Origin of the sequence: Cellulomonas iranensis NBRC 101100 = JCM 18110, assembly GCF_001552375.1 — a bacterium.
In the GTDB taxonomy this organism is placed as follows: Bacteria; Actinomycetota; Actinomycetes; order Actinomycetales; family Cellulomonadaceae; genus Cellulomonas; species Cellulomonas iranensis.
This window is the reverse complement of the sequence record NZ_BCRB01000072.1, coordinates 1-19763: the sequence shown is the minus strand read 5'-3', so window position 1 is coordinate 19763 and position 19763 is coordinate 1. Positions and strand designations below refer to the sequence as shown.

At 74.6% G+C, this 19763-nt stretch carries 18 protein-coding genes; 11 read left to right on the top strand and 7 right to left on the bottom strand.

Annotated elements, in window-relative coordinates:
- Positions 1-1061: NAD(P)-binding domain-containing protein (locus CS2_RS13885; RefSeq protein ID WP_233421192.1), on the bottom strand; the 1061-nt coding region annotated here is incomplete at its 3' end.
- A gap of 126 nt (positions 1062-1187) precedes the next feature.
- Here CS2_RS13885 and mshD point away from each other — a divergent pair.
- The 3 genes from mshD to CS2_RS13870 are packed head-to-tail and all read left to right on the top strand — an operon-like array spanning position 1188 to position 5498.
- Positions 1188-2240 carry a mycothiol synthase gene (gene mshD, locus CS2_RS13880; RefSeq protein WP_070320428.1) on the top strand — a complete coding sequence of 351 codons (1053 nt, stop codon included), beginning with the start codon at positions 1188-1190 and terminating at the stop codon, positions 2238-2240.
- Between the two features lie 46 nt (positions 2241-2286).
- On the top strand, positions 2287-4521 hold the full coding sequence (locus CS2_RS13875) for an RNA degradosome polyphosphate kinase (RefSeq protein WP_070320427.1): 2235 nt from the start codon (positions 2287-2289) through the stop codon (positions 4519-4521).
- Positions 4518-5498, top strand: coding sequence for an NUDIX hydrolase (locus CS2_RS13870; protein ID WP_070320426.1), 981 nt, complete (start codon positions 4518-4520; stop codon positions 5496-5498). The genes CS2_RS13875 and CS2_RS13870 overlap by 4 nt, the downstream gene beginning before the upstream one ends.
- 95 nt (positions 5499-5593) lie before the next feature.
- On the opposite strand, the gene CS2_RS13865 is transcribed toward CS2_RS13870, so the two are convergent.
- The 3 genes from CS2_RS13865 to CS2_RS13855 form a co-directional block, all read right to left on the bottom strand.
- A complete protein-coding gene (locus CS2_RS13865) occupies positions 5594-6598 on the bottom strand; it encodes an inorganic phosphate transporter (RefSeq protein ID WP_046529095.1) in 1005 nt (334 codons plus the stop codon).
- 6 nt (positions 6599-6604) lie between these two features.
- Positions 6605-7225: a DUF47 domain-containing protein gene (locus tag CS2_RS13860; protein ID WP_046529096.1), complete on the bottom strand. Its 621-nt coding sequence runs from the start codon at positions 7223-7225 to the stop codon at positions 6605-6607.
- Between the two features lie 277 nt (positions 7226-7502).
- The gene (locus tag CS2_RS13855; protein WP_046530754.1) at positions 7503-8102 is read right to left on the bottom strand and encodes a hypothetical protein; all 600 of its coding nucleotides are present in this window, start codon (positions 8100-8102) and stop codon (positions 7503-7505) included.
- A 252-nt stretch (positions 8103-8354) separates the two neighbouring features.
- Here CS2_RS13855 and CS2_RS13850 point away from each other — a divergent pair, with 252 nt between their 5' ends.
- Positions 8355-9827: a sugar porter family MFS transporter gene (locus tag CS2_RS13850; RefSeq protein WP_046530755.1), complete on the top strand. Its 1473-nt coding sequence runs from the start codon at positions 8355-8357 to the stop codon at positions 9825-9827.
- Between the two features lie 221 nt (positions 9828-10048).
- A complete protein-coding gene (locus tag CS2_RS13845; protein WP_046529097.1) occupies positions 10049-11656 on the top strand; it encodes an MFS transporter in 1608 nt (535 codons plus the stop codon).
- Between the two features lie 49 nt (positions 11657-11705).
- On the opposite strand, the gene CS2_RS13840 is transcribed toward CS2_RS13845, so the two are convergent.
- The 3 genes from CS2_RS13840 to msrB all read right to left on the bottom strand — a co-directional run bounded on the left by CS2_RS13840 (position 11706) and on the right by msrB (position 13530).
- Positions 11706-12176 carry a MarR family winged helix-turn-helix transcriptional regulator gene (locus CS2_RS13840; RefSeq protein ID WP_046529098.1) on the bottom strand — a complete coding sequence of 157 codons (471 nt, stop codon included), beginning with the start codon at positions 12174-12176 and terminating at the stop codon, positions 11706-11708.
- A gap of 42 nt (positions 12177-12218) precedes the next feature.
- Positions 12219-12995 carry a hypothetical protein gene (locus CS2_RS13835; protein WP_046529099.1) on the bottom strand — a complete coding sequence of 259 codons (777 nt, stop codon included), beginning with the start codon at positions 12993-12995 and terminating at the stop codon, positions 12219-12221.
- Positions 12996-13098: 103 nt separating this feature from the next.
- A complete protein-coding gene (gene msrB, locus CS2_RS13830) occupies positions 13099-13530 on the bottom strand; it encodes a peptide-methionine (R)-S-oxide reductase MsrB (protein WP_070320429.1) in 432 nt (143 codons plus the stop codon).
- Between the two features lie 203 nt (positions 13531-13733).
- On the opposite strand from msrB, the gene CS2_RS13825 reads away from it, so the two are divergent.
- The 6 genes from CS2_RS13825 to CS2_RS13800 all read left to right on the top strand — a co-directional run bounded on the left by CS2_RS13825 (position 13734) and on the right by CS2_RS13800 (position 19750).
- Positions 13734-15872: a putative bifunctional diguanylate cyclase/phosphodiesterase gene (locus tag CS2_RS13825; RefSeq protein WP_226238914.1), complete on the top strand. Its 2139-nt coding sequence runs from the start codon at positions 13734-13736 to the stop codon at positions 15870-15872.
- Between the two features lie 104 nt (positions 15873-15976).
- Positions 15977-16684, top strand: coding sequence for a hypothetical protein (locus CS2_RS13820; protein ID WP_156442144.1), 708 nt, complete (start codon positions 15977-15979; stop codon positions 16682-16684).
- Positions 16685-16695: 11 nt separating this feature from the next.
- Positions 16696-17424 (top strand): signal peptidase I, encoded by a 729-nt coding sequence (locus tag CS2_RS13815; RefSeq protein WP_226238913.1) that lies wholly within the window; start codon positions 16696-16698, stop codon positions 17422-17424.
- 25 nt (positions 17425-17449) lie between these two features.
- Positions 17450-17671, top strand: coding sequence for a hypothetical protein (locus CS2_RS13810; RefSeq protein WP_156442143.1), 222 nt, complete (start codon positions 17450-17452; stop codon positions 17669-17671).
- 105 nt (positions 17672-17776) lie between these two features.
- The gene (locus tag CS2_RS13805; RefSeq protein WP_046529102.1) at positions 17777-18955 is read left to right on the top strand and encodes an LLM class flavin-dependent oxidoreductase; all 1179 of its coding nucleotides are present in this window, start codon (positions 17777-17779) and stop codon (positions 18953-18955) included.
- A 174-nt stretch (positions 18956-19129) separates the two neighbouring features.
- On the top strand, positions 19130-19750 hold the full coding sequence (locus CS2_RS13800; protein WP_046529103.1) for an FMN reductase: 621 nt from the start codon (positions 19130-19132) through the stop codon (positions 19748-19750).
- Positions 19751-19763 lie beyond the last annotated feature (13 nt).

Sequence of the window (19763 nt, the reverse complement as noted above, 5' to 3'; positions counted from 1 at the left end):
CCACGCGCCCCCGGGTCGTCGTCGCCACGCACCCCCCGGTCGCCGTCGACCCGACCGTCGGGACGCTCGTCACCGTCGGGCGTGGCCGCCGCACGCCACGCACCGGTCGCGGCACCCTCGTCCCACACGACGCCGTCGGCGACCATCCGCGAGAACGCCGGGCGCGCGCGCAGCACCCCGGACGCGATGCCCGCGCGGTAGGCGGGGGTCAGCGGCAGGTCCGTCACGGACACGACCGACTCGGGGGGCAGCCCGGCCCGCACGCGCTCCTCGACGCGCGCCACGGCCTCGCGCCCCAGCTCGGGCGTGAACTCGGCGTCCACCCACCGCGGCGGGCGGCGCGTCACCCACGTGGTCGTGGTGACCTCGGCGACCTGCAGCAGCAGCTGCACGGCCGACGTCCCGCCGCCCACCACGACGACGTGCCCGTCGGCGAGCTCCTGCGCCGTGCGGAAGTCGCGTGCGTGCAGCTGCCGGCCTCGGAAGTCGGCGCGGCCGGGGTAGCTCGGCCAGAACGGGCGGTTCCACGTGCCCGACGCGTTGACGACGCCGCGCGCGGACCAGACGACCCGCGCGTCGGGGTGGTCGACGTGCTGCGTCTCGACCGCGTAGCGCGGCTCGCCGTCCACGTCGTCGCCGCGGGTCACGCGCGTCACGCGCACGGGGCGCTGCACGTTGAGGCCGAACGCCTCCTCGTACTGCGCGAAGTAGTACGGCACGGCGTCGGCGGCGGGCTCGGCGGCGTCGACGACCGCGAGCGGCATGCCCGGCAGGTCGTGCACGTGGTGCGCGTCGGCCATGGTCAGCGAGCGCCACCGGTGCTGCCACGCACCACCGGCGCGCGGGTTCTCGTCGAGCACGACGAACGTGCCGCGCGCCCGCTCCCAGCCGCGCGTGCCGACCGGCACGAGCCCCGTGCGGTGCAGGTGGTACGCGGCCGACAGCCCGGCCTGCCCGGCGCCGACGACGACCACGTCGACGTCGACCGTGCGGGGCCCGTCGGCCCGCCGCCGTGCACGGCGGCCCCCCGGGGCTGCGGTGGCGACGGCGGGGCTGCTCATGGCGCGTCCACGCTACCCGGTGCACCTGGACGCCCGCTCGGGTGCACGGCCCGCGGGACCGCGCGGCCCGCACCTGTCACCCCGACGGGCCACCGCGCGCGCACCCGTCCGTGATGGGATGGGCGCATGGCGTCCGACGGCACCGAGGTCCCGACGTTGGTCACGGCCGTCTCCGGCCCGCTCACGCCGGCGCCGGCCGACGAGGTGCGCGCGCTCGCGCAGGCGGCGGCCCAGCACGACGGCGTGCCCCCGCTGTCCGAGCAGCCGCTGCTGTGGCTCACCGAGGACGAGGCGCGCGTCGTGCACCTGCTGGCCCGGCGGGCGCCGGGCACGGGCGACGACGCGCCGGGGCCGCTGCTGGGCTACGCGCAGCTCGACGTGGGCAGCTCGACGACGGTGCGCGCCGAGCTCGTGGTGCACCCGGCGCACCGCCGTCGCGGCGTCGCACGCGCGCTGCTGGCCCGCGCGACCGCCGAGGCCGCCGCCGTGCCGGACCGGCGGCTGCACGTGTGGGCGCACGGCGACCTGCCGGCCGCGCGTGCGACCGCCGCGCGCGCGGGCCTCGTGGTGGTGCGCGAGCTGTGGCGCATGGCGACGGACCTGCGCGCGCACCCGCCGACGACGCCGACGCTGCCCGCGGGCGTCGACGTGCGGACGTTCGTGCCGGGGCAGGACGAGGAGGCGTGGCGGCGGGTGAACGCGCGCGCGTTCGCGCACCACCCCGAGCAGGGCCGCATGACGTCGGCGGACCTGCGGGCGCGCGAGGCGGAGCCGTGGTTCGACCCCGCGGGGTTCCTGCTCGCCGAGCGCGACGGTCAGCTGCTGGGCTCGGTGTGGACCAAGGTGCACCCCGCGGGCGAGGCGCCGGACGGTGCGCCCGACGAGGAGGTCGGCGAGATCTACGTCGTCGGCGTCGACCCCGACGCGCAGGGCCTGGGCATGGGGCGCGCGCTGACGGCGCTCGGGCTCGCGCACCTCGCGGACCGCGGGCTGCGGACGGTGATCCTCTACACGGGTGCGGAGAACACCGTCGCGATCCACACCTACCGGCGTGCGGGCTTCGAGCGCACCGCCGTCGACGTGATGTTCGGACCCGACCCCGGCAGCCCGCCGCGCGGCGTCCCCGCGGTCGCCGAGGAGGCCGCCGCGCAGCGCGACGGGCGGGCGACGACGAGGTGAACGGCGAGCAGACGCCGAGTTCACCGGACGGTGCCACGATGAGCACATGACCGACGCCCCCGCGATGGACCCCGCGCTGGCAGAGCGCATCGCCGAGCACGTGGAGACCCCCGACGAGGCGCCGCAGCCCGTCGACGAGGCCCTGCCGGACGACCGGTTCCTCGACCGCGAGCTGTCGTGGCTCGCGTTCAACCAGCGCGTGCTCGAGCTCGCGGAGGACGCGGACCTGCCGCTGCTGGAGCGCGTGCGGTTCCTGGCGATCTTCGCGTCGAACCTCGACGAGTTCTTCATGGTGCGCGTCGCGGGCCTCAAGCGGCGCATCGCGACGGGCATCGCGGTCACGGCGGCGTCGGGGCTGTCGCCGCGGCAGGTGCTCGAGGCGATCAGCGAGCGCGCGCACGAGCTCATGGAGCGGCACGCGCGGGTCTTCGCGCAGGACGTGCAGCCGGCGCTCGCGGCCGAGGGCATCACGATCGTGCGCTGGGACGACCTGGGCGACGGCGAGCAGGACCGTCTGCACAAGTTCTTCCGCCGGCAGATCTTCCCGGTCCTGACGCCGCTCGCGGTGGACCCCGCGCACCCGTTCCCGTACATCTCGGGGCTGTCGCTCAACCTCGCGGTGAGCGTCGTCAACCCGGCCAGCGGCAAGGAGCACTTCGCGCGCGTCAAGGTGCCGCCGCTGCTGCCGCGGTACATCGCGGTCGACGCGGCGGGCCGCCCCTCGGCCCCGGACCACGCGACGGCGGCGCCCGAGCGCGGGCCCATGTCGTTCGTGCCGGTCGAGGACGTCATCGCCCAGCACCTCGACGCGCTGTTCCCCGGCATGGAGGTCCGCGAGTTCCACACGTTCCGCGTCACGCGCAACGAGGACGTGGAGGTCGAGGAGGACGACGCCGAGAACCTGCTCAAGGCCATGGAGAAGGAGCTGCTGCGGCGCCGGTTCGGGCCTCCCGTGCGGCTCGAGCTCGCCGAGGGCATCAGCCCGCGCGTGCGCAAGCTCCTGGTCCGCGAGCTCGGCATGTCCGAGGACGACGTGTACGAGCTGCCCGCACCGCTCGACCACACGGGCCTCAACCTCGTGGCCGACCTCGACCGGCCCGAGCTGCAGTTCCCGAAGTTCGTCCCGGCGACGCACCGCCACCTCGCCGAGGTGGAGTCGGCCACGCCGACCGACGTGTTCGCGGCGATCCGGGCGCGCGACATCCTGCTGCACCACCCGTACGACTCGTTCTCGACGTCGGTGCAGACGTTCCTCGAGCAGGCGGCGGCGGACCCGCACGTGCTCGCGATCAAGCAGACGCTGTACCGGACGTCGGGCGACTCGCCGATCGTCGACGCGCTCATCGACGCGGCGCAGGCCGGCAAGCAGGTGCTCGCGCTCGTCGAGATCAAGGCGCGGTTCGACGAGCAGAACAACATCTCGTGGGCCCGCAAGCTCGAGCAGGCGGGCGTGCACGTCGTGTACGGGATCGTCGGGCTGAAGACGCACTGCAAGCTGTCGCTCGTGGTGCGGCAGGAGTCCGACGGGCTGCGCCGCTACAGCCACGTCGGCACGGGCAACTACCACCCGAAGACCGCGCGGCTGTACACCGACCTGGGGCTGCTGACGGCCGACCCGGACGTGGGCCAGGACCTCACGCGGCTGTTCAACCAGCTGTCGGGCTACGCGCCGAAGTCGCGGTTCCACCGGCTGCTCGTCGCGCCGCGCTCGGTGCGCACGGGGCTGCTGGAGCGCATCGAGCGCGAGGCCGAGGCGGCGCGCCGCGGCGAGCCCGCGTGGATCAAGATCAAGGTCAACTCGATGGTCGACGAGGCGACGATCGACGCGCTGTACCGCGCGTCGCAGGCGGGCGTGCCGGTCGACATCAACGTGCGAGGCATCTGCGCGCTGCGCCCGGGCGTGCCGGGCCTGTCGGAGACGATCCGGGTGCGGTCGATCCTCGGCCGGTTCCTCGAGCACTCGCGGGTGTTCGCGTTCGCGCACGCGACACCCGCCGACGGCGACGGGTTCGAGGGCCCCGAGGTGTTCATCGGCTCGGCCGACCTCATGCACCGCAACCTGGACCGCCGCGTCGAGGCGCTCGTGCGGGTCGCTGAGCCCGCGCACGTGACCGAGCTCGTCGAGTACCTCGACGAGACCATGGACGACGGCACGTCGTCGTGGCACCTCGGCCCGGACGGCGTCTGGGTGCGGCACCACCGCGGCCCCGACGGCCCGCTGGTCGACCTGCAGGAGGTGCTCGTCCAGCGCCAGAAGCGCCGGCCGGGCGCCCCCCGGTGAGGGCCGGGGCACCGGATCCCGTCGAGGCGGCGGGCGCGCTCGTGTGGCGCGTGCGCGCGGGACGCCTGCAGGTCGCGCTCGTGCACCGCCCGCGGTACCGCGACTGGTCGTGGCCCAAGGGCAAGCTCGACCCGGGCGAGGTCCCGCCGGTCGCGGCCGTGCGCGAGGTCGAGGAGGAGACGGGCATGGCCGTGGTGCTCGGCCTGCCGCTGCCGGGCCTGCGGTACGCGTTGTCCGACGGGCGCCGCAAGGTCGTGCACTACTGGGCCGCGCGCGTCGCGGGCCGCGGCGACGACGTGCCGCTGCGCGCGCGCCCGCCCGTGCCGCACGCCGACCGCTCCGAGATCGACCACTGGGAGTGGTTCGACACCGCGCAGGCCGCGCGCCGGCTGACGCGCCGCGACGACCGTCGCCCGCTCGACGCGCTCGTCGAGGCGTACGCGAAGGACCGGCTGGACACGCGTGCGCTCGTGGTGGCGCGGCACGGGCAGGCCCGCAAGCGGGCCCTGTGGGGTGGCACGGAGGACGACCGTCCGCTCACCGGGCTGGGCCTGCGGCAGGCCGCGACGCTGACGCCCCTGCTCGCGGCGTTCGGCGTCGAGCAGGTCGTGACGAGCCGCTGGGAGCGGTGCGCGACGACGGTGGCGCCCTACGCGCAGGCCGCGGGCGTGACCCCCGAGGTGGCCGACGGCCTGACGGAGGCCCGTCACGACGAGTCCCCCGCGCGGGTCGCGGCGATCGTGGCGGACGCGCTCGAGGCGCGGCGCGACACCGTGCTGTGCACGCACCGGCCGGTGCTGCCGACCGTGCTCGACGTGCTGGAGGTGCAGAGCCGCCGGGCGGTGGCCGACGCGCTGCCGCGCGAGAACCCGTTCCTCGCCCCCGGCGAGGTGCTCGTCGCGCACGCCGCACGGACCCGCCGGGGCACGCGCGTGGTGGGGGTCGAGCGGCACCGGTCCCCCGCCGGCGCGGACTGACCCAGCCGGGGCGAGCCGGCACCGCCGGGCCGGGCCGACCGCGAGCACGACGACACCCCGGTGCCGTGCGGCACCGGGGCGTCGGGCGTGCGGGCTCAGCCCAGGATCGGGTGGATGATCCAGAACACGACGGCCGCGACGAGCGCGGCGGCCGGGATCGTGAGGATCCACGCGCCGGCGATGTTCTTGGCGACGCCCCACCGCACGGCCGAGAGCCGCTTGGTGGCGCCGACGCCCATGATCGCGGACGTGATCGTGTGGGTGGTCGACACGGGCGCGTGCAGCGCGAACGCGTTGACGTAGAGGACCACCGCGGAGACCGACTCGGCGACGAACCCGCGCGCGGGGTCGAGCTCGATGATCTTGCGGCCGAGCGTGCGCATGATGCGCCACCCGCCCGCGTAGGTGCCGAGCGAGATCGCGGCGGCCGCGGCGAGCTTGACCCACAGCGGGATGCCTGCCTCCGGGTCCGCCCAGTTGGCGGTGAGGAGCGCGAGGTAGATGACGCCCATGGTCTTCTGCGCGTCCTGCAGGCCGTGCCCGAGCGCCATGGCGGCGGCCGAGACGGTCTGCGCGAACCGGAAGCGCCGGTTGACGCGGGTCGGCGGGCGGTTGCGGATCAGCCACAGCAGGCCGGCCATCGCGAGGAACGCGAGACCGAACCCGATGATCGGCGAGAAGACCATCGGCAGGACGACCTTGTCGACGATCGCCGAGCCGTAGATCCCGAACCCGGCGGCGAGGCCCGCGCCGACGAGACCGCCGATGAGGGCGTGCGTCGACGACGAGGGCAGGCCGAACCACCAGGTCACGAGGTTCCACGCGATCGCGCCGACCAGCGCGCACACGATGACGACGAGCGCCGAGTGCGACGGTGCGTCCTGCAGGTCGACGATGGAGGTCGCGATGGTCTCGGCGACCTCGGTGCCCAGCAGCGCGCCGGTGAAGTTCATGACCGCGGCCATGAGGAGCGCCGCGCGCGGCGTCAGCGCCCGCGTCGAGACCGACGTGGCGATGGCGTTGGCGGCGTCGTGGAAGCCGTTCGTGTAGTCGAACCCGAGGGCGAGCGCGACGACGAAGACGACGAGCACAGGTTCCACGGGGGCTCAGGACTCCTTGAGCGCGATCGTCTCGACCGTGTTCGCGACCTTCTCGAACGCGTCGGCGGCGTCCTCGAGCTTCTCCACGATCTCCTTGAGCTTCATCAGCAGGATCGGGTCGGAGATCTCGTCGAACATCTGCGCGAGCAGCTTGCGGTGCGACTTGTCGGCCTGGTTCTCGAGGCGGTTCACCTCGACCCAGTACTCCTGCAGCGAGTCCATCGAGCGCAGGCGGGGCATGGCCTCGGCCGTGAGCTCGGCGGCGCGCTGGAGCACCTGGACCTGGTCGGAGACGCGCGCGGGCAGCTCCTCGACCTTGTACAGGACGATGAGGTCGGACGCCTCGTCCATGTAGTCCATGCAGTCGTCGAGGCTCGACGCGAGGTCGTAGATGTCGTCGCGGTCGAACGGCGTCACGAACGTCTGGTTGAGGCGACGCATGATCGTGTGGGTCGCGTCGTCGGCGGCGTGCTCGGCCTCCGCCATCCGCTTGTTGATCTCTTTGCGGGTCGCGCGGTCGGCTCCGAGCATCTCGGCCAGCAGGTTCGCGCCCGTCACGAGGTGGGACGCGGAAGCGGCGAAGAGGTCGAAGTACTGGGTGTCGCGCGGTGTGATGCGCAGGCGCACGGAGGGCTCCGGGTCGTTCGACGGTGTGTCCCCCGGGAACCGGGGCGCCAACAGCCTAACGGGCGGTGAACGGCAGGTGCGCCGGACCGAGGTCGCACGCCCCTGTGCGCTCGGTGTGAGGTGAACGACGCCGGGCCGGGAGCGCCTCTCGGCGCGTGGCCGCTCGTAGCGGCTGATGATGGAGCCCGGGGCTACCGCGACCCGGCGTCGCCCGTCCAGTCTACGCGGCGTCACGCACGACGCACGGGCTCGGCGCGGCCCCGCGGCGAGCGGCGCGTCACTCGAGCCGGTCGGCCCGCCACAGCTGCGCGGCGTGCGCGAGCTCCTCGGCGGTGCGCACGAGCGACGCGGCGCCGCGGGTCTGGCGGTGCGCGGCGGCGGGGTCGACGACGTCGAGGTGGTCGGCGTCGAACGCCGCGCCCGTGGCCAGGACCTGGCAGAACGCGGCCGCACGCTCGAGCGCGACCGCGAGGTCGCCCGTGTAGACGCCCGAGAGCACGGCGTCGGCGACCGTGCGGACGTCCTGCGGTCCGGGCTGGTCGACGACGCCCGCGACGGCGTCGTGCACGGGTGCGGCCGCGACGCCCTGGCGGTACCGGTCGGCGACCGTGCCCGGGTCGCGACGCACCCACTCGCGCAGCACGTACAGCCGCCACAGCGCGCCGGGCAGCGTGTCGGCCGGGCAGTCGGACCACATCGCCGCGACGACGTCGAGCCCCTCGGTCTCGACGAGCGCGACGAGCCGCTCGACGACCTGCGGGTCCTGCGTCGCGCGCCCGTGCCGGACCAGCGCGGCGGCCGTGGTGTGCGCGATCTCGTCGCGCAGCGCGGGGTCGAGCGGGCCCGGCAGCTCGTCCGCGAGCGCGGGGTCGACCACGATCGGGCGGTGGTGGCGTCGCCCGCCGCCCGTGCCGCCGCCGCTGCCGCCGCTCGTGCCGCCGGTGCCTGCCGTGCCGTCCGTGCTCATCGCGGCATGATCCCCCGCCCGCGGCTCGCCCACCACCCGCCGCCCCGTCCCGGCGGGCACGTGACGTCCGTCGCACCGCCGCGCTCCGGGTGCGACGCGTGCACGGCGGGTTCACAGTGAGAACGACCGGGACGGCCCCGGACGGAACGGAGCGTGCTGGCCATGACGGACTCGTCGGCGGCGCAGGGGCCGGGCGGCACGCCCGGGGCGTCGAGGCACAAGGGCAAGGCGGTCGCGCTCGCGGTCGCCGCCGCGGTGGGCGGCTTCCTGTTCGGCTTCGACAGCTCGGTCATCAACGGTGCGGTCGAGGCGGTGCAGGGGCAGTTCGAGCTGTCGGGCGTCGTCACGGGCCTGGTGGTCGCGGTGGCGCTGCTCGGGTCGGCGGCGGGCGCGTGGCTGGGCGGGCGGCTCTCGGACCGGTGGGGCCGCACGCGCGTCATGGTGCTGGGCGCCGTGCTGTTCTTCGTGTCGTCGGTGCTCTCGGCGTTCGCGTTCGCGGCGTGGGACCTGGCGATCTGGCGCGTCATGGCGGGTGTCGGCATCGGCATCGCGTCGGTGATCGCGCCCGCGTACATCGCGGAGATCGCGCCGGCGTCGATGCGCGGGCGGCTCGGGTCGCTGCAGCAGCTCGCGATCACGCTCGGCATCTTCGCGGCGCTGCTGTCGGACCAGCTGCTCGCGACGTCGGCGGGCGGCGCGGCGAACGAGCTGTGGCTGGGTCTCGAGGCCTGGCGCTGGATGTTCCTGGTGTGCGTCGTGCCCGCGGTGGTCTACGGCGTGCTCGCGCTGCGCATCCCCGAGTCGCCGCGGTACCTCGTGGCGCAGGGCCGCCGCGACGAGGCGCGCGCGGTGCTGGCGGACGTGCTGGGCGCCGAGGAGGACCCGGAGCAGCGCGTCGAGCAGATCGAGCAGACGATCCGCAAGGACGAGGCGCTCGCGCAGCAGGCGAGCCTGCGCGGCCCGGCGCTGGGGCTGCTGCCGGTCGTGTGGGTCGGCATCCTGCTGTCGGTGTTCCAGCAGTTCGTCGGGATCAACGTGATCTTCTACTACTCGACGACGCTGTGGCAGGCGGTCGGGTTCGCCGAGAGCCAGTCGTTCCTCATCTCGACGATCACGGCCGTGACGAACGTCGTGGTGACGTTCATCGCGATCGCGCTCATCGACAAGGTGGGGCGGCGCCCGCTGCTGCTGATCGGCTCGGCGGGCATGACGCTCGCGCTCGGCACCATGGCGGTCGCGTTCACGCAGGCGACGGGCACGGGCGAGAACGTCAGCCTGGACGGCTCGTGGGGCGTGATCGCGCTGGTCGCGGCGAACGCGTTCGTGGTGTTCTTCGGTGCGACGTGGGGCCCGCTGGTGTGGGTGCTGCTGGGCGAGATGTTCCCGAACCGGATCCGCGCGGCGGCCCTGGGCGTCGCGGCGTCCGCGCAGTGGATCGCGAACTTCGTCATCACGCTGTCGTTCCCCGAGCTGCTGGACCGGTTCGGCGCGTCGGTGCCGTACGCGATGTACGCGGCGTTCGCGCTGCTGTCGTTCGTCTTCGTGCTCACCAAGGTCCCGGAGACCAAGGGGGTCGAGCTCGAGGACATGGAGGGCCTGCAGGTCGAGCGGCGGTCGCGCCGCGCGTCGGCCTGACGACGGCACGTCCGGCCCCGCTCTCTCCGCCCCGGGTGCGACGTACGTCGCACCCGGGGCGGAACACGTCACCCCCCTGAACTGTTGCCCGAGGTAACGACCCGTCGTAGAGTTGCCCCGAGCAACCGTCGCGCCCGGCTCCAGCACCGCCCGCGACGGCTCCCGACCGCCGACGACGCCCGGTCACCCCCGTCCCCGCGCCCGGAAGCGAGCACCCCCACGTGAGCAGCACCAGCAGCACCGTCGACGGCACCGCCGCCGACTCCCCCAGCGGGGCCATGACGCACCGCGAGGTCCTCGAGGCCCTGTCCGGGATCCTCCTGGGCATGTTCGTCTCGATCCTCGCGACGAGCGTCGTGTCCACGTCCCTGCCCCGCATCATCACCGACCTCGGCGGCAGCCAGTCCGCCTTCACCTGGGTCGTCACCGCGACCCTCCTCACCACGACCGTCTCGACGCCCATCTGGGGCAAGCTCGCCGACCTCGTCGACCGCAAGCTGCTCGTGCAGATCGCGCTCGTCGTGTCCGTCGTGTCCTCGGCGCTCGCCGGGTTCTCGCACACCACCGAGATGCTCATCGGCATGCGCGCCCTGCAGGGCATCGGCGCCGGCGGCCTCACCGCGCTCGGCACCGTCCTCATCGCCGACATCATCAGCCCGCGCGAGCGCGGCCGGTACATGGGCCTCATGGGCGCCGTCATGGCCGTCGGCATGGTCGGCGGCCCGCTGCTCGGCGGCGTCATCACCGACGCGGCCGGGTGGCGCTGGAACTTCTTCGTCGGCCTGCCGTTCGCGATCGCCGCGATCGTCGTGCTGCAGCGCACGCTGCACCTGCCCGCCACCGCCCGGCGCCGCGTGCGCATCGACTGGGCCGGCGCCGTCCTGCTGTCCGCGTCCGTCGCGACGCTCCTGCTGTGGGTCACGTTCGCCGGGCAGTCGTTCGACTGGCTGTCCTGGCAGACGGCCGTCATGGTCGGCGGGGCCCTGCTGGGCGTCGTCGGCGTGATCCTGGTCGAGCAGCGCGCCGCCGAGCCGATCATCCCGCTGCACCTGTTCCGCAACCGCACGGTCGTGCTCACGGTCCTCGCGTCCGTCGCCGTCGGCATCGCGCTGTTCGGCACGCAGGTCTTCCTGTCGCAGTACATGCAGCTCGCGCGCGGCAAGACCCCCACGCAGTCCGGCCTGCTGACCATCCCCATGGTCCTCGGCGTGTTCCTGTCCTCGACGCTGTCGGGTCGCCGCATCACGCGCACCGGCCGCTACAAGGCGATCATGGTGGCCGGCGCCGTGCTCCTCACGGGCGGCCTGGGCCTCATGGGCACGATCGACGAGACCACGAGCTTCGTGCTCGTCGGCGGCTACATGCTCGTCGTCGGCGTGGGCGTCGGCATGCTCATGCAGAACCTCGTCCTCGCGACGCAGAACACGCTGCCCATCACCGAGATGGGCGCCGGCACCGCGACCGTCGCGTTCTTCCGCACGCTCGGCGGCGCGATCGGCGTCTCGGCGCTCGGGGCGCTGCTGTCCAACCGCGTGCAGCACCTCATGGTCGACGGCCTCACGGGCATCGGCATCGACCCCGCCGCGATGGGGTCGAGCGGCACCAGCACGCTGCCCGACCTCGCGACGCTCCCCGGCCCGGTGCGCCAGGTCGTCGAGCACGCGTTCGGCATCGGCGTGTCCGAGCTGTTCCTCGTCGGCGCGCCGATCGCGCTGCTCGCGCTCGTCGCCGTGCTCGCGCTGCGCGAGGTGCCGCTCGGCCACGCGTCGGGCGTCGAGCAGCGGCTCGCGGCCCAGGCCGCGCAGCAGGAGCCTGCCGCGGCGTCCTGAGCCCACGGGCCGCGGCACCACCGCGCGCGACGCCCGTCCCGACGACCCCTCAGGGACCGTCCGGGGCGGGCGTCTGCCGTTCGCCGTGCCGCACGAGGTCGTCGTTGAGCCGCGCCATGAGGTCCGCGAGCTGCGCGAGCTCGTCCGCCCGCCAGGCGTCGAGCGAGCGACGCATGTACTCCTGCCGTCCCGCGCGCGCGTGCTCCAGCCGGCGCTCACCCTCGTCGGTCAGCACGAGCGGGTGGCTCCGCGAGTCGTGCGGGTCCGCCGCGCGCGTGACGAGCCCGAGCCGCTCGAGCCGCGCGACCTGCCGCGACATGGTGCCGCGCCCCACGCCCAGCAGGTCCGCGAGGTCGCTCGCGCGCGTGCCCGGCGTGCGGGCGACCGTCGCGAGCAGCTGGTACGCCGACGGGTCGAGGTCGGGGTGCACGCTGCGCGCGACGCCCGCCGACGCGGCCCGCGCCCGCCGCATGAACAGGCCGAGCTCACGCTCGACGCGCAGCACCGGGTCGTCGCTCATCGCCCCATCCTCGCGCAGCACGGCACGCCCACGGACCAGCGGTCAGCGGGCCCACGTCGTGCGCCGCCGCGCGAGCCCGGCGATGGCCTTCACGCGCGCGGCGTCGACGTGCGGGTGCATGCGCCGGAACACGTTCGGCACCTCGTGCCGCGCGACCACGAGCGCGTCCTGCGGCGGGTGGTGCGCGTCGCGCTCGAGGTCACCCGTGACGACGAGCGCGGCCCGCACGTGCACCCCGGCGCACCCCACCGACTGCAGCAGGCCCTGCACGCGCGCCGCCTCGAGCCGTGCGTCCCGCAGGTAGGTCACCGCCCGCCCGTCGACGTGCATCGTGCGCGCCGCGACCCGCACCCGGCTCCCCGGGTGCCGCCGCTCCGAGACCGTCCAGATGCCGCCCGGGCCCACCAGCAGGTGCTCGATCACCGAGCCCTGCCGGCCCAGCGGCACGTCGTGCACGGTCTCCCAGCCGTCGTCGGCCAGGCGCTCGAGCCGCACCCCCAGCGGGCTGCCGCGCAGGCCGTGGTCGGAGCGCGCGCCGTCGCGCACGTCGCCCAGCCACGCCTCGAGGCCCGTGCCGAGCCCCTCGAGCGCGTCGAGCGACGCGAGCTCGGAGGTCACCGGCAGCACGAGCTCGGGGACGTCGGACCGCAGGTAGGCCTGCGCGGCGCGGCGCACGCGGGCCTCGAGCACGGGGTCGTCGGCGACCACCTCGCCCGACTGCAGGTCGACGGAGCCCACCCGCGCACCGGTCTCGTGCGTGACGTAGAGACGGTCGGCACCGTACCTCCGCCACCGTCGAACGGTCAGGACCTCGTCCACGTCCGCATTATCGGCACTGCGGCTCGTGGACTTCAGTCCCGCCTCCGGGGGACTTCACCCCGGACCGGCGTGTCGGGCGTGTGTCGTCACCCGACCGGTCCCTTCACGGACGGGCGTCCGTCGTGCTCTCGGCCGCGGGCTCGAACGTCAGGCTCACCGAGTTCATGCAGAACCGGTCGCCCGTGGGCGTCTGCGGCGCGTCGTCGAAGACGTGCCCCAGGTGCGAGCCGCAGCGCGCGCACCGCACCTCGGTGCGGACCATGCCGTGCGACGTGTCGGTCAGCAGCTCGACGCGGTCGCCCGCGAGCGGCGAGAAGAAGCTCGGCCAGCCGCAGTGCGAGTCGAACTTGGTGTCGGAGCGGAACAGCTCGTTGCCGCACGCGCGGCAGCGGTAGACGCCCTCGCGGTGCTCGTCGAGCAGCGCGCCGGTCCACGCGCGCTCGGTGCCCGCGCGCCGCAGGACCGCGAACTCCTGCGGCTCGAGCTCGAGACGCCACTGGTCGTCGGACTTGGTCACGGGGTACCGGTCGGTCACCACAGCTCCCTGGGGTCGTGGGGCGCGTCCCGCGGGTGCGGTCGCACCACGCACAACACCCGGGCGCGCCCGCGCGTTCCCGGGCCGCCGCGACACGACACGCGGACGCCGCGCGGCGGGTCGGACCGAATCAGGTCGGACGTCCTACTCTGTCCGGGACGTCCCCGGCCGGGGGCGTCGCGCCGACGCGCCGGGGAGGGGCCGTGTCGCAACGCTCACGGCGCCGTGGCAGCCTCACGCGCTCGTTCGCGCTGGTCAGCCTCGTCGGCATGGTCGCGCTCGGCGTCGCCCTCGTGACCCTCACGGCGCAGCAGATGCGCGCGCAGGCCGTCGGCGACGGCACCTCGATGGCCGCCGTGGTGGCGCGCTACGCGGCCGGCGGCGTCGCGGCCGGCTCGTTCGTCACGGGCGTCGCGTCGCCCGACGAGACCGCGGCCATCGCGGCGCGCACGAGCGCGTTCGACGAGCGCCTGGTCGAGCTGCGGCTGTGGGGCCTCGACGGCCGTCTCATGTACTCGTCCGACCCGGGGACCACGAGCGGCCTGCCGCACTCCGAGCGCTTCGCGGCCGCGATGTCGACCGGCGCGCCGGACCCCGTCGTCCAGGAGGACGTGCGCCGCGGCACGGGCACCGAGCCCCAGCGGCTCACGGTCCTCGACGTGTACGTGCCCGTGCTGCCCGACGACACCGCGGACGACGCGGTGCCCACGGGCGGCTCGGCGGGGCAGCCCGTCGGGGTCGCCGAGGTCGTGCTGGACCACACCGAGACGCAGGCGACGCTCGCGCGCACGTCGCGCACCGTGACGCTCGCGGTGGCGGGCGGTCTCGTGGTGCTGTGGCTCCTGCTGTTCCGGATCGTGGGGACCACGTCGCGGCGGCTGCGCAGCACGGCGCTGGAGAACGCGCGGCTCGCGATGCTCGACTCGCTCACGGGGCTGCCGAACCGCCGCCTGCTGGGCGACCAGATGCGCCGCGCGATCCTGCGCGCGGAGGAGGACGGCGGGCGCGTCGGGCTGATCCTGCTCGACATCGACCGGTTCAAGGACATCAACGACACGCTGGGCCACGACCACGGCGACACGCTGCTCGAGCAGGTCGCGCAGCGGCTGCGGGAGTCGCTGCGCGAGGAGGACGTGGTCGCGCGCCTCGGCGGCGACGAGTTCGCCGTCCTGCTGCCGGACGTGCGGTCCGTGGCGAACGCCGAGCGCCTCGCGGGCCGCGTGCGGCAGCTGTTCGCGCGGCCGTTCGAGATCGGCGACATGACGCTGCACATCGACACCTCGATCGGCGTCGCGTGCCTGCCGGACCACGCCGACGACGCGTCGTCGCTCATGCGGACGGCCGACGTCGCGATGTACGCCGCGAAGCACCACCGCACGGGTGTCGCCGTGTACTCCCCGGACACCGACGACTCGTCGCCGACGCGCCTGGTGCTGCTGGGCGAGCTGCACCAGGCCCTCGCGGCGTCGCGCGCGGCGCGGCGCACCGAGCAGCAGCTGCTCGCGGCGGGCCGCGCCTCGGGCCCGGACGGCCGCGGCGACGCACCCGCCGGGCGCCCCGCCGCGGCCCAGCTCGTCATGCACTACCAGCCGAAGCTCGACCTCGGCACCGACCGCGTCGTCGGGTACGAGGCGCTGATCCGCTGGTCGCACCCGACGCGCGGCGTGCTCGCGCCGTCGGCGTTCGTGCCGATCGCCGAGCAGTCCGGCCTGATCCACGACGTGACGCGGTTCGCGCTCGAGGCGACGGTCGTGCAGCTCGCGCGGTGGGAGGCCGAGGGGCGTGACCTGCCGGTGGCGGTCAACCTGTCGGCGCACGACGTCACGACGCCCGACGTGGTCGCCACCATCGAGCACCTGCTGGCCGAGCACGCCGTCCCCGCGCGACTGCTCGAGGTCGAGATCACCGAGACCGCGCTGGTGGCGGACACCTCACGCGTCGTGCCGGTGCTGCAGCGGCTGCACGCGCTGGGCGTGCGGGTCGCGATCGACGACTTCGGCACCGGCACCACGTCGATCTCGCAGCTGCGCGACCTGCCCGTGGACACGCTGAAGATCGACCGCGTGTTCATCTCCGACCTCGGAGAGCAGGGTCGCGACGGGTCCGAGGTGGTCGTGCAGGCGATGGTCGACCTCGCGCACTCCTTCGGGCTCGACGTGGTGGCCGAGGGCGTCGAGGACGCGGGCACGGCGCGCGTGCTGACGCGGCTCGGCGTGGACCAGGCGCAGGGGTTCCTGTGGGCGCGACCCGCGCCGGCCGAGGCCATCGCGCAGGTCGGTGTGGCCGACACGCACGGCCCGCACCCGGACGGAGTCACCCGACCGGGTGAACTCACGGCATGATGCCTCAGGTCGGCCGCGCCGCTGCCGATGACTGCCGAGGAGCACGCGTGCTTCCTCACGCACCCGACGCCGGATTCGCCCCCGCTCGACCGGAAGGCCCGCTCATGATGGACGAGATCCTCGAGGAGATGATCGACCCCGCTCCCGCGCGCGAGGACGTCCTGCGACGTCGTCGGCTGTGGGCGACGGGCGCGATCCTCGTGCTCGCCGGGGTCGGCGTCACGTCCCTCACGACCGCCGCGGTCTTCACCGACCAGGACACCGTGAGCAGCGGCATCACGACCGGCTCGGTCGTGCTGACGGCCCCGGGCGAGCCGGTGGAGTTCACGGTGCCCGACGAGCTGCTCGCGCCCGGCGGGTGGGCCGTGGCGCCCGTGACGGTCCGCAACGACGGGTCTCTCAACCTGCGCTACGCGGTCTCGGTCGCGGCGGAGGTCGCGACGCCGGCCGGCGGTGCGCTGGGCGACGGCGACCTGCGCGAGGCGCTGCGGCTGCGCGTGTACGAGGCGCCCGCGGCGGGCTGCTCGGCGCTGAGCGTGCCGACCGCGCCCGAGGGTGCGCTGGGCGACACGGGCCAGGGTCTGCCCGCGACGATGACGGCGATCGTGGGCAGCCCCGAGCGCGGGGCGCAGCCGGGCGACCGGCAGGTCGGGCCCGGTGCGACCGGCGTCGACGCGCTGTGCGTGCGGCTCGACATGGCCGACGGCGACCCCGCGAGCGGCGTGTCGTCGGGCACCGACGACCGGTACCAGCAGACGGCCGTCGCGATCTCGCTGCAGTTCGACTCCGAGCAGACGGTGAACAACTCCTGACCTCGCCCACCATGACGCCGCGCACACGGCCGCAGCCGTTCGTCGAGCGCCGGGCGCCGCGCGTGGCGGCGCCCGCGCACCGGCGTCCGCGGGCGCCGTGGGCGCGGCGCGCGGTCACGGCGCTGCTGTGGACGGTCGTCGTGCTGGGCGTGACGGGGTTCGTCGCGGCGACGGTCGTGCCGCTGTGGTTCCAGGCGCGGGACCAGCGCCTGCTGATCGTGACGTCGGGGTCGATGGAGCCGCGGTTCTCGGCGGGTGACGTCGTGGTGCTGCGCGCGGTCGGTGACGCCTCGGAGCTGCGGCCCGGGCTCGTCGTGACGTTCCAGCCGATCGGCTCGTCCGAGCTGGTGACGCACCGGATCGTCGAGGTCGTGCGGCTGCCCGTGATGCGCGAGGTGCCCGGGACGGACGGTCGGCAGGCGCCGGTGCTGGACGCCGCGGGCGAGCCGGAGACGCGCGCGTACATCCGTACGCAGGGCGACGCGAACAGCGCCCCCGACCCGGACGCGACGCCGGTCGAGCGCGTGCGCGGCGTGCTGCTGTCGGTGCACGAGGGCTGGGGGCGCGCGCTCGCCTGGGCCACGTCGGCGGCCGGACGTGCGATGCTGCTCGGACCCCCGCTGCTCGCGCTCGCGACGCTCGAGGTCCTGTCGGTGCTGGACGACCGCCGGCGGCGGGAGGACCGACGACGACGGCAGGCGCCGCAGGACGGGAAGCTCGATGCGCTCCTCCTCGAGTGAGGACCACCGCGACCGCGGTGCCCGCGTGCGACTCGTGCTGGTCGTGGCGCTGCTGGTCGCCGCGGCCGCGGCGCCGGTGGTCGGGCGGACGTCGGCGGTGCTGACGGACCACGACGCGGTCGAGCTGCGGGTGACGGTCGTGACGGCCACGCCGTCGGCGGCGCCCGACGGCCCGTCGGAGCCCGCGCCCGACCCGTCGCCGACGGCGCCGGGCACCGCGGACCCGGCGTCCGCGACGGACGGCTGAGGGCCGCGGAATACGTGCGGGGGGTGCCGTGTTGTGGCGAGCGGTCGATGCAAATGCATAGAACTCCCGGGCGGCAGGGCCGCCCGGCGGACAGCGAGGTGGACCATGCAGTTCGGGATCTTCTCCGTCGGTGACGTCACGACCGACCCGACGACGGGCCGGACGCCCGACGACACCGAGCGCGTGCGCGCGATGCTCACGATCGCCGAGCACGCCGACGCCGCGGGCCTCGACGTGTTCGCGACCGGTGAGCACCACAACCCGCCGTTCGTGCCGTCGTCGCCGACGACCATGCTGGGCTACCTCGCGGGCCGCACGAAGAACATCGTGCTCTCGACCGCGACCACGCTCATCACCACCAACGACCCCGTACGGCTGGCCGAGGAGTACGCGATGCTCCAGGTCATCTCCGACGGCCGCATGGACCTCATGATGGGCCGCGGCAACACCGGGCCCGTCTACCCGTGGTTCGGCAAGGACATCCGCCAGGGCCTGCCGCTCGCGATCGAGAACTACGCGCTGCTGCGCCGCCTCTGGGAGGAGGACGTCGTCGACTGGAGCGGCAAGTTCCGCACGCCGCTGCAGGGCTTCACGTCCACCCCGCGCCCGCTCGACGGCGTCGCGCCGTTCGTGTGGCACGGCTCGATCCGCTCCCCCGAGATCGCCGAGCAGGCCGCGTACTACGGCGACGGGTTCCTGCACAACGCGATCTTCTGGCCCATGGAGCACACCGCGCAGATGGTGAACTTCTACCGCCAGCGGTTCGAGCACTACGGCCACGGCCGTGCCGACCAGGCGATCGTCGGCCTCGGCGGCCAGGTGTTCATGCGCAAGAACAGCCAGGACGCGTGGAACGAGTTCAAGCCCTACTTCGACGTCGCGCCCGTGTACGGGCACGGGCCGTCGATGGAGGACTTCACGCGCGAGACGCCGCTCACGGTCGGCAGCCCGCAGCAGGTCATCGACCGCTACGGCGCCTTCTGGGAGCAGGTCGGCCACTACCAGCGCCAGCTGTTCCTCATCGACCACGCGGGCCTGCCGCTCAAGACCGTCCTCGAGCAGATCGACATGCTCGCCGAGGACGTCGTGCCGGTGCTGCGCGCCGAGGCCGAGTCCCGCCGCCCCGCCGACGTGCCGTCGGACCCGCCGTCGCACGCCGAGCGCGTCGCCGCCGCCCGAGCCGCGGGCAAGGTGCACCAGCAGCAGGCCGCGGCCGCCGACCACTGGACCGGCCGCACGGCCGAGGACGACACCGACGCCGCCGACGCGGTCACGGTCTCCTGACGGCACCGGATCGCCCTCCCGCGCGTCACCGGACGAGCCCCGCTCGCCCACCCCGCGCGCGAGAGGGCGATCCAGCCCCACCCCCACCACCCCCGCGAGAGGGCGATCCAGCCCGCCGCGCGCACCGGCACCCCCGGTGGCAGCGTGGACGTACCCCGTCCCAGGAGGACCCCCATGACGTCCCGTTCGATCGTCGTCGTCTCGGGTGGCGTGTCCCAGCCGTCGTCGACACGGCTGCTGGCCGACCGCCTCGCCGAGGCGACCGTCGCCGACCTCACGGCGCGCGGCATCGACACGACCCTCGAGGTCGTCGAGCTGCGCGGCCTCGCGCACGACGTCGTCGACATGACGCTCACCGGCTACGCGCGCCCCGACCTCGCGGCCGCGCAGGCCGCCGTCGCGGGCGCCGACGGCGTCATCGCGGTCTCGCCCGTGTTCACCGCGTCCTACGCGGGCCTGTTCAAGTCGTTCCTCGACGTGCTGGACACCGACGCGCTGCAGGGCACGCCCGTGCTGCTCGGCGCGACGGGCGGCACGTCGCGGCACTCGCTCGTGCTCGAGCACGCGATGCGCCCGGTGTTCGCGTACCTGCGCGCCGACGTCGTGCCGACCACGGTGTTCGCGGCGACGGACGACTGGGCCGAGGCCGGCGACGACGACGTCAAGCCGCTGCCCGAGCGCGTGCGCCGCGCGGCCGCCGAGCTCGCCGAGCGCGTCGCGGGCCGGCAGCGCGCCGCACGCGGCGGGCTGTACGACGCCGTGCCGTCGTTCGAGGACCTGCTCGGCGGGGCCTGAGGCGGGCCCACCC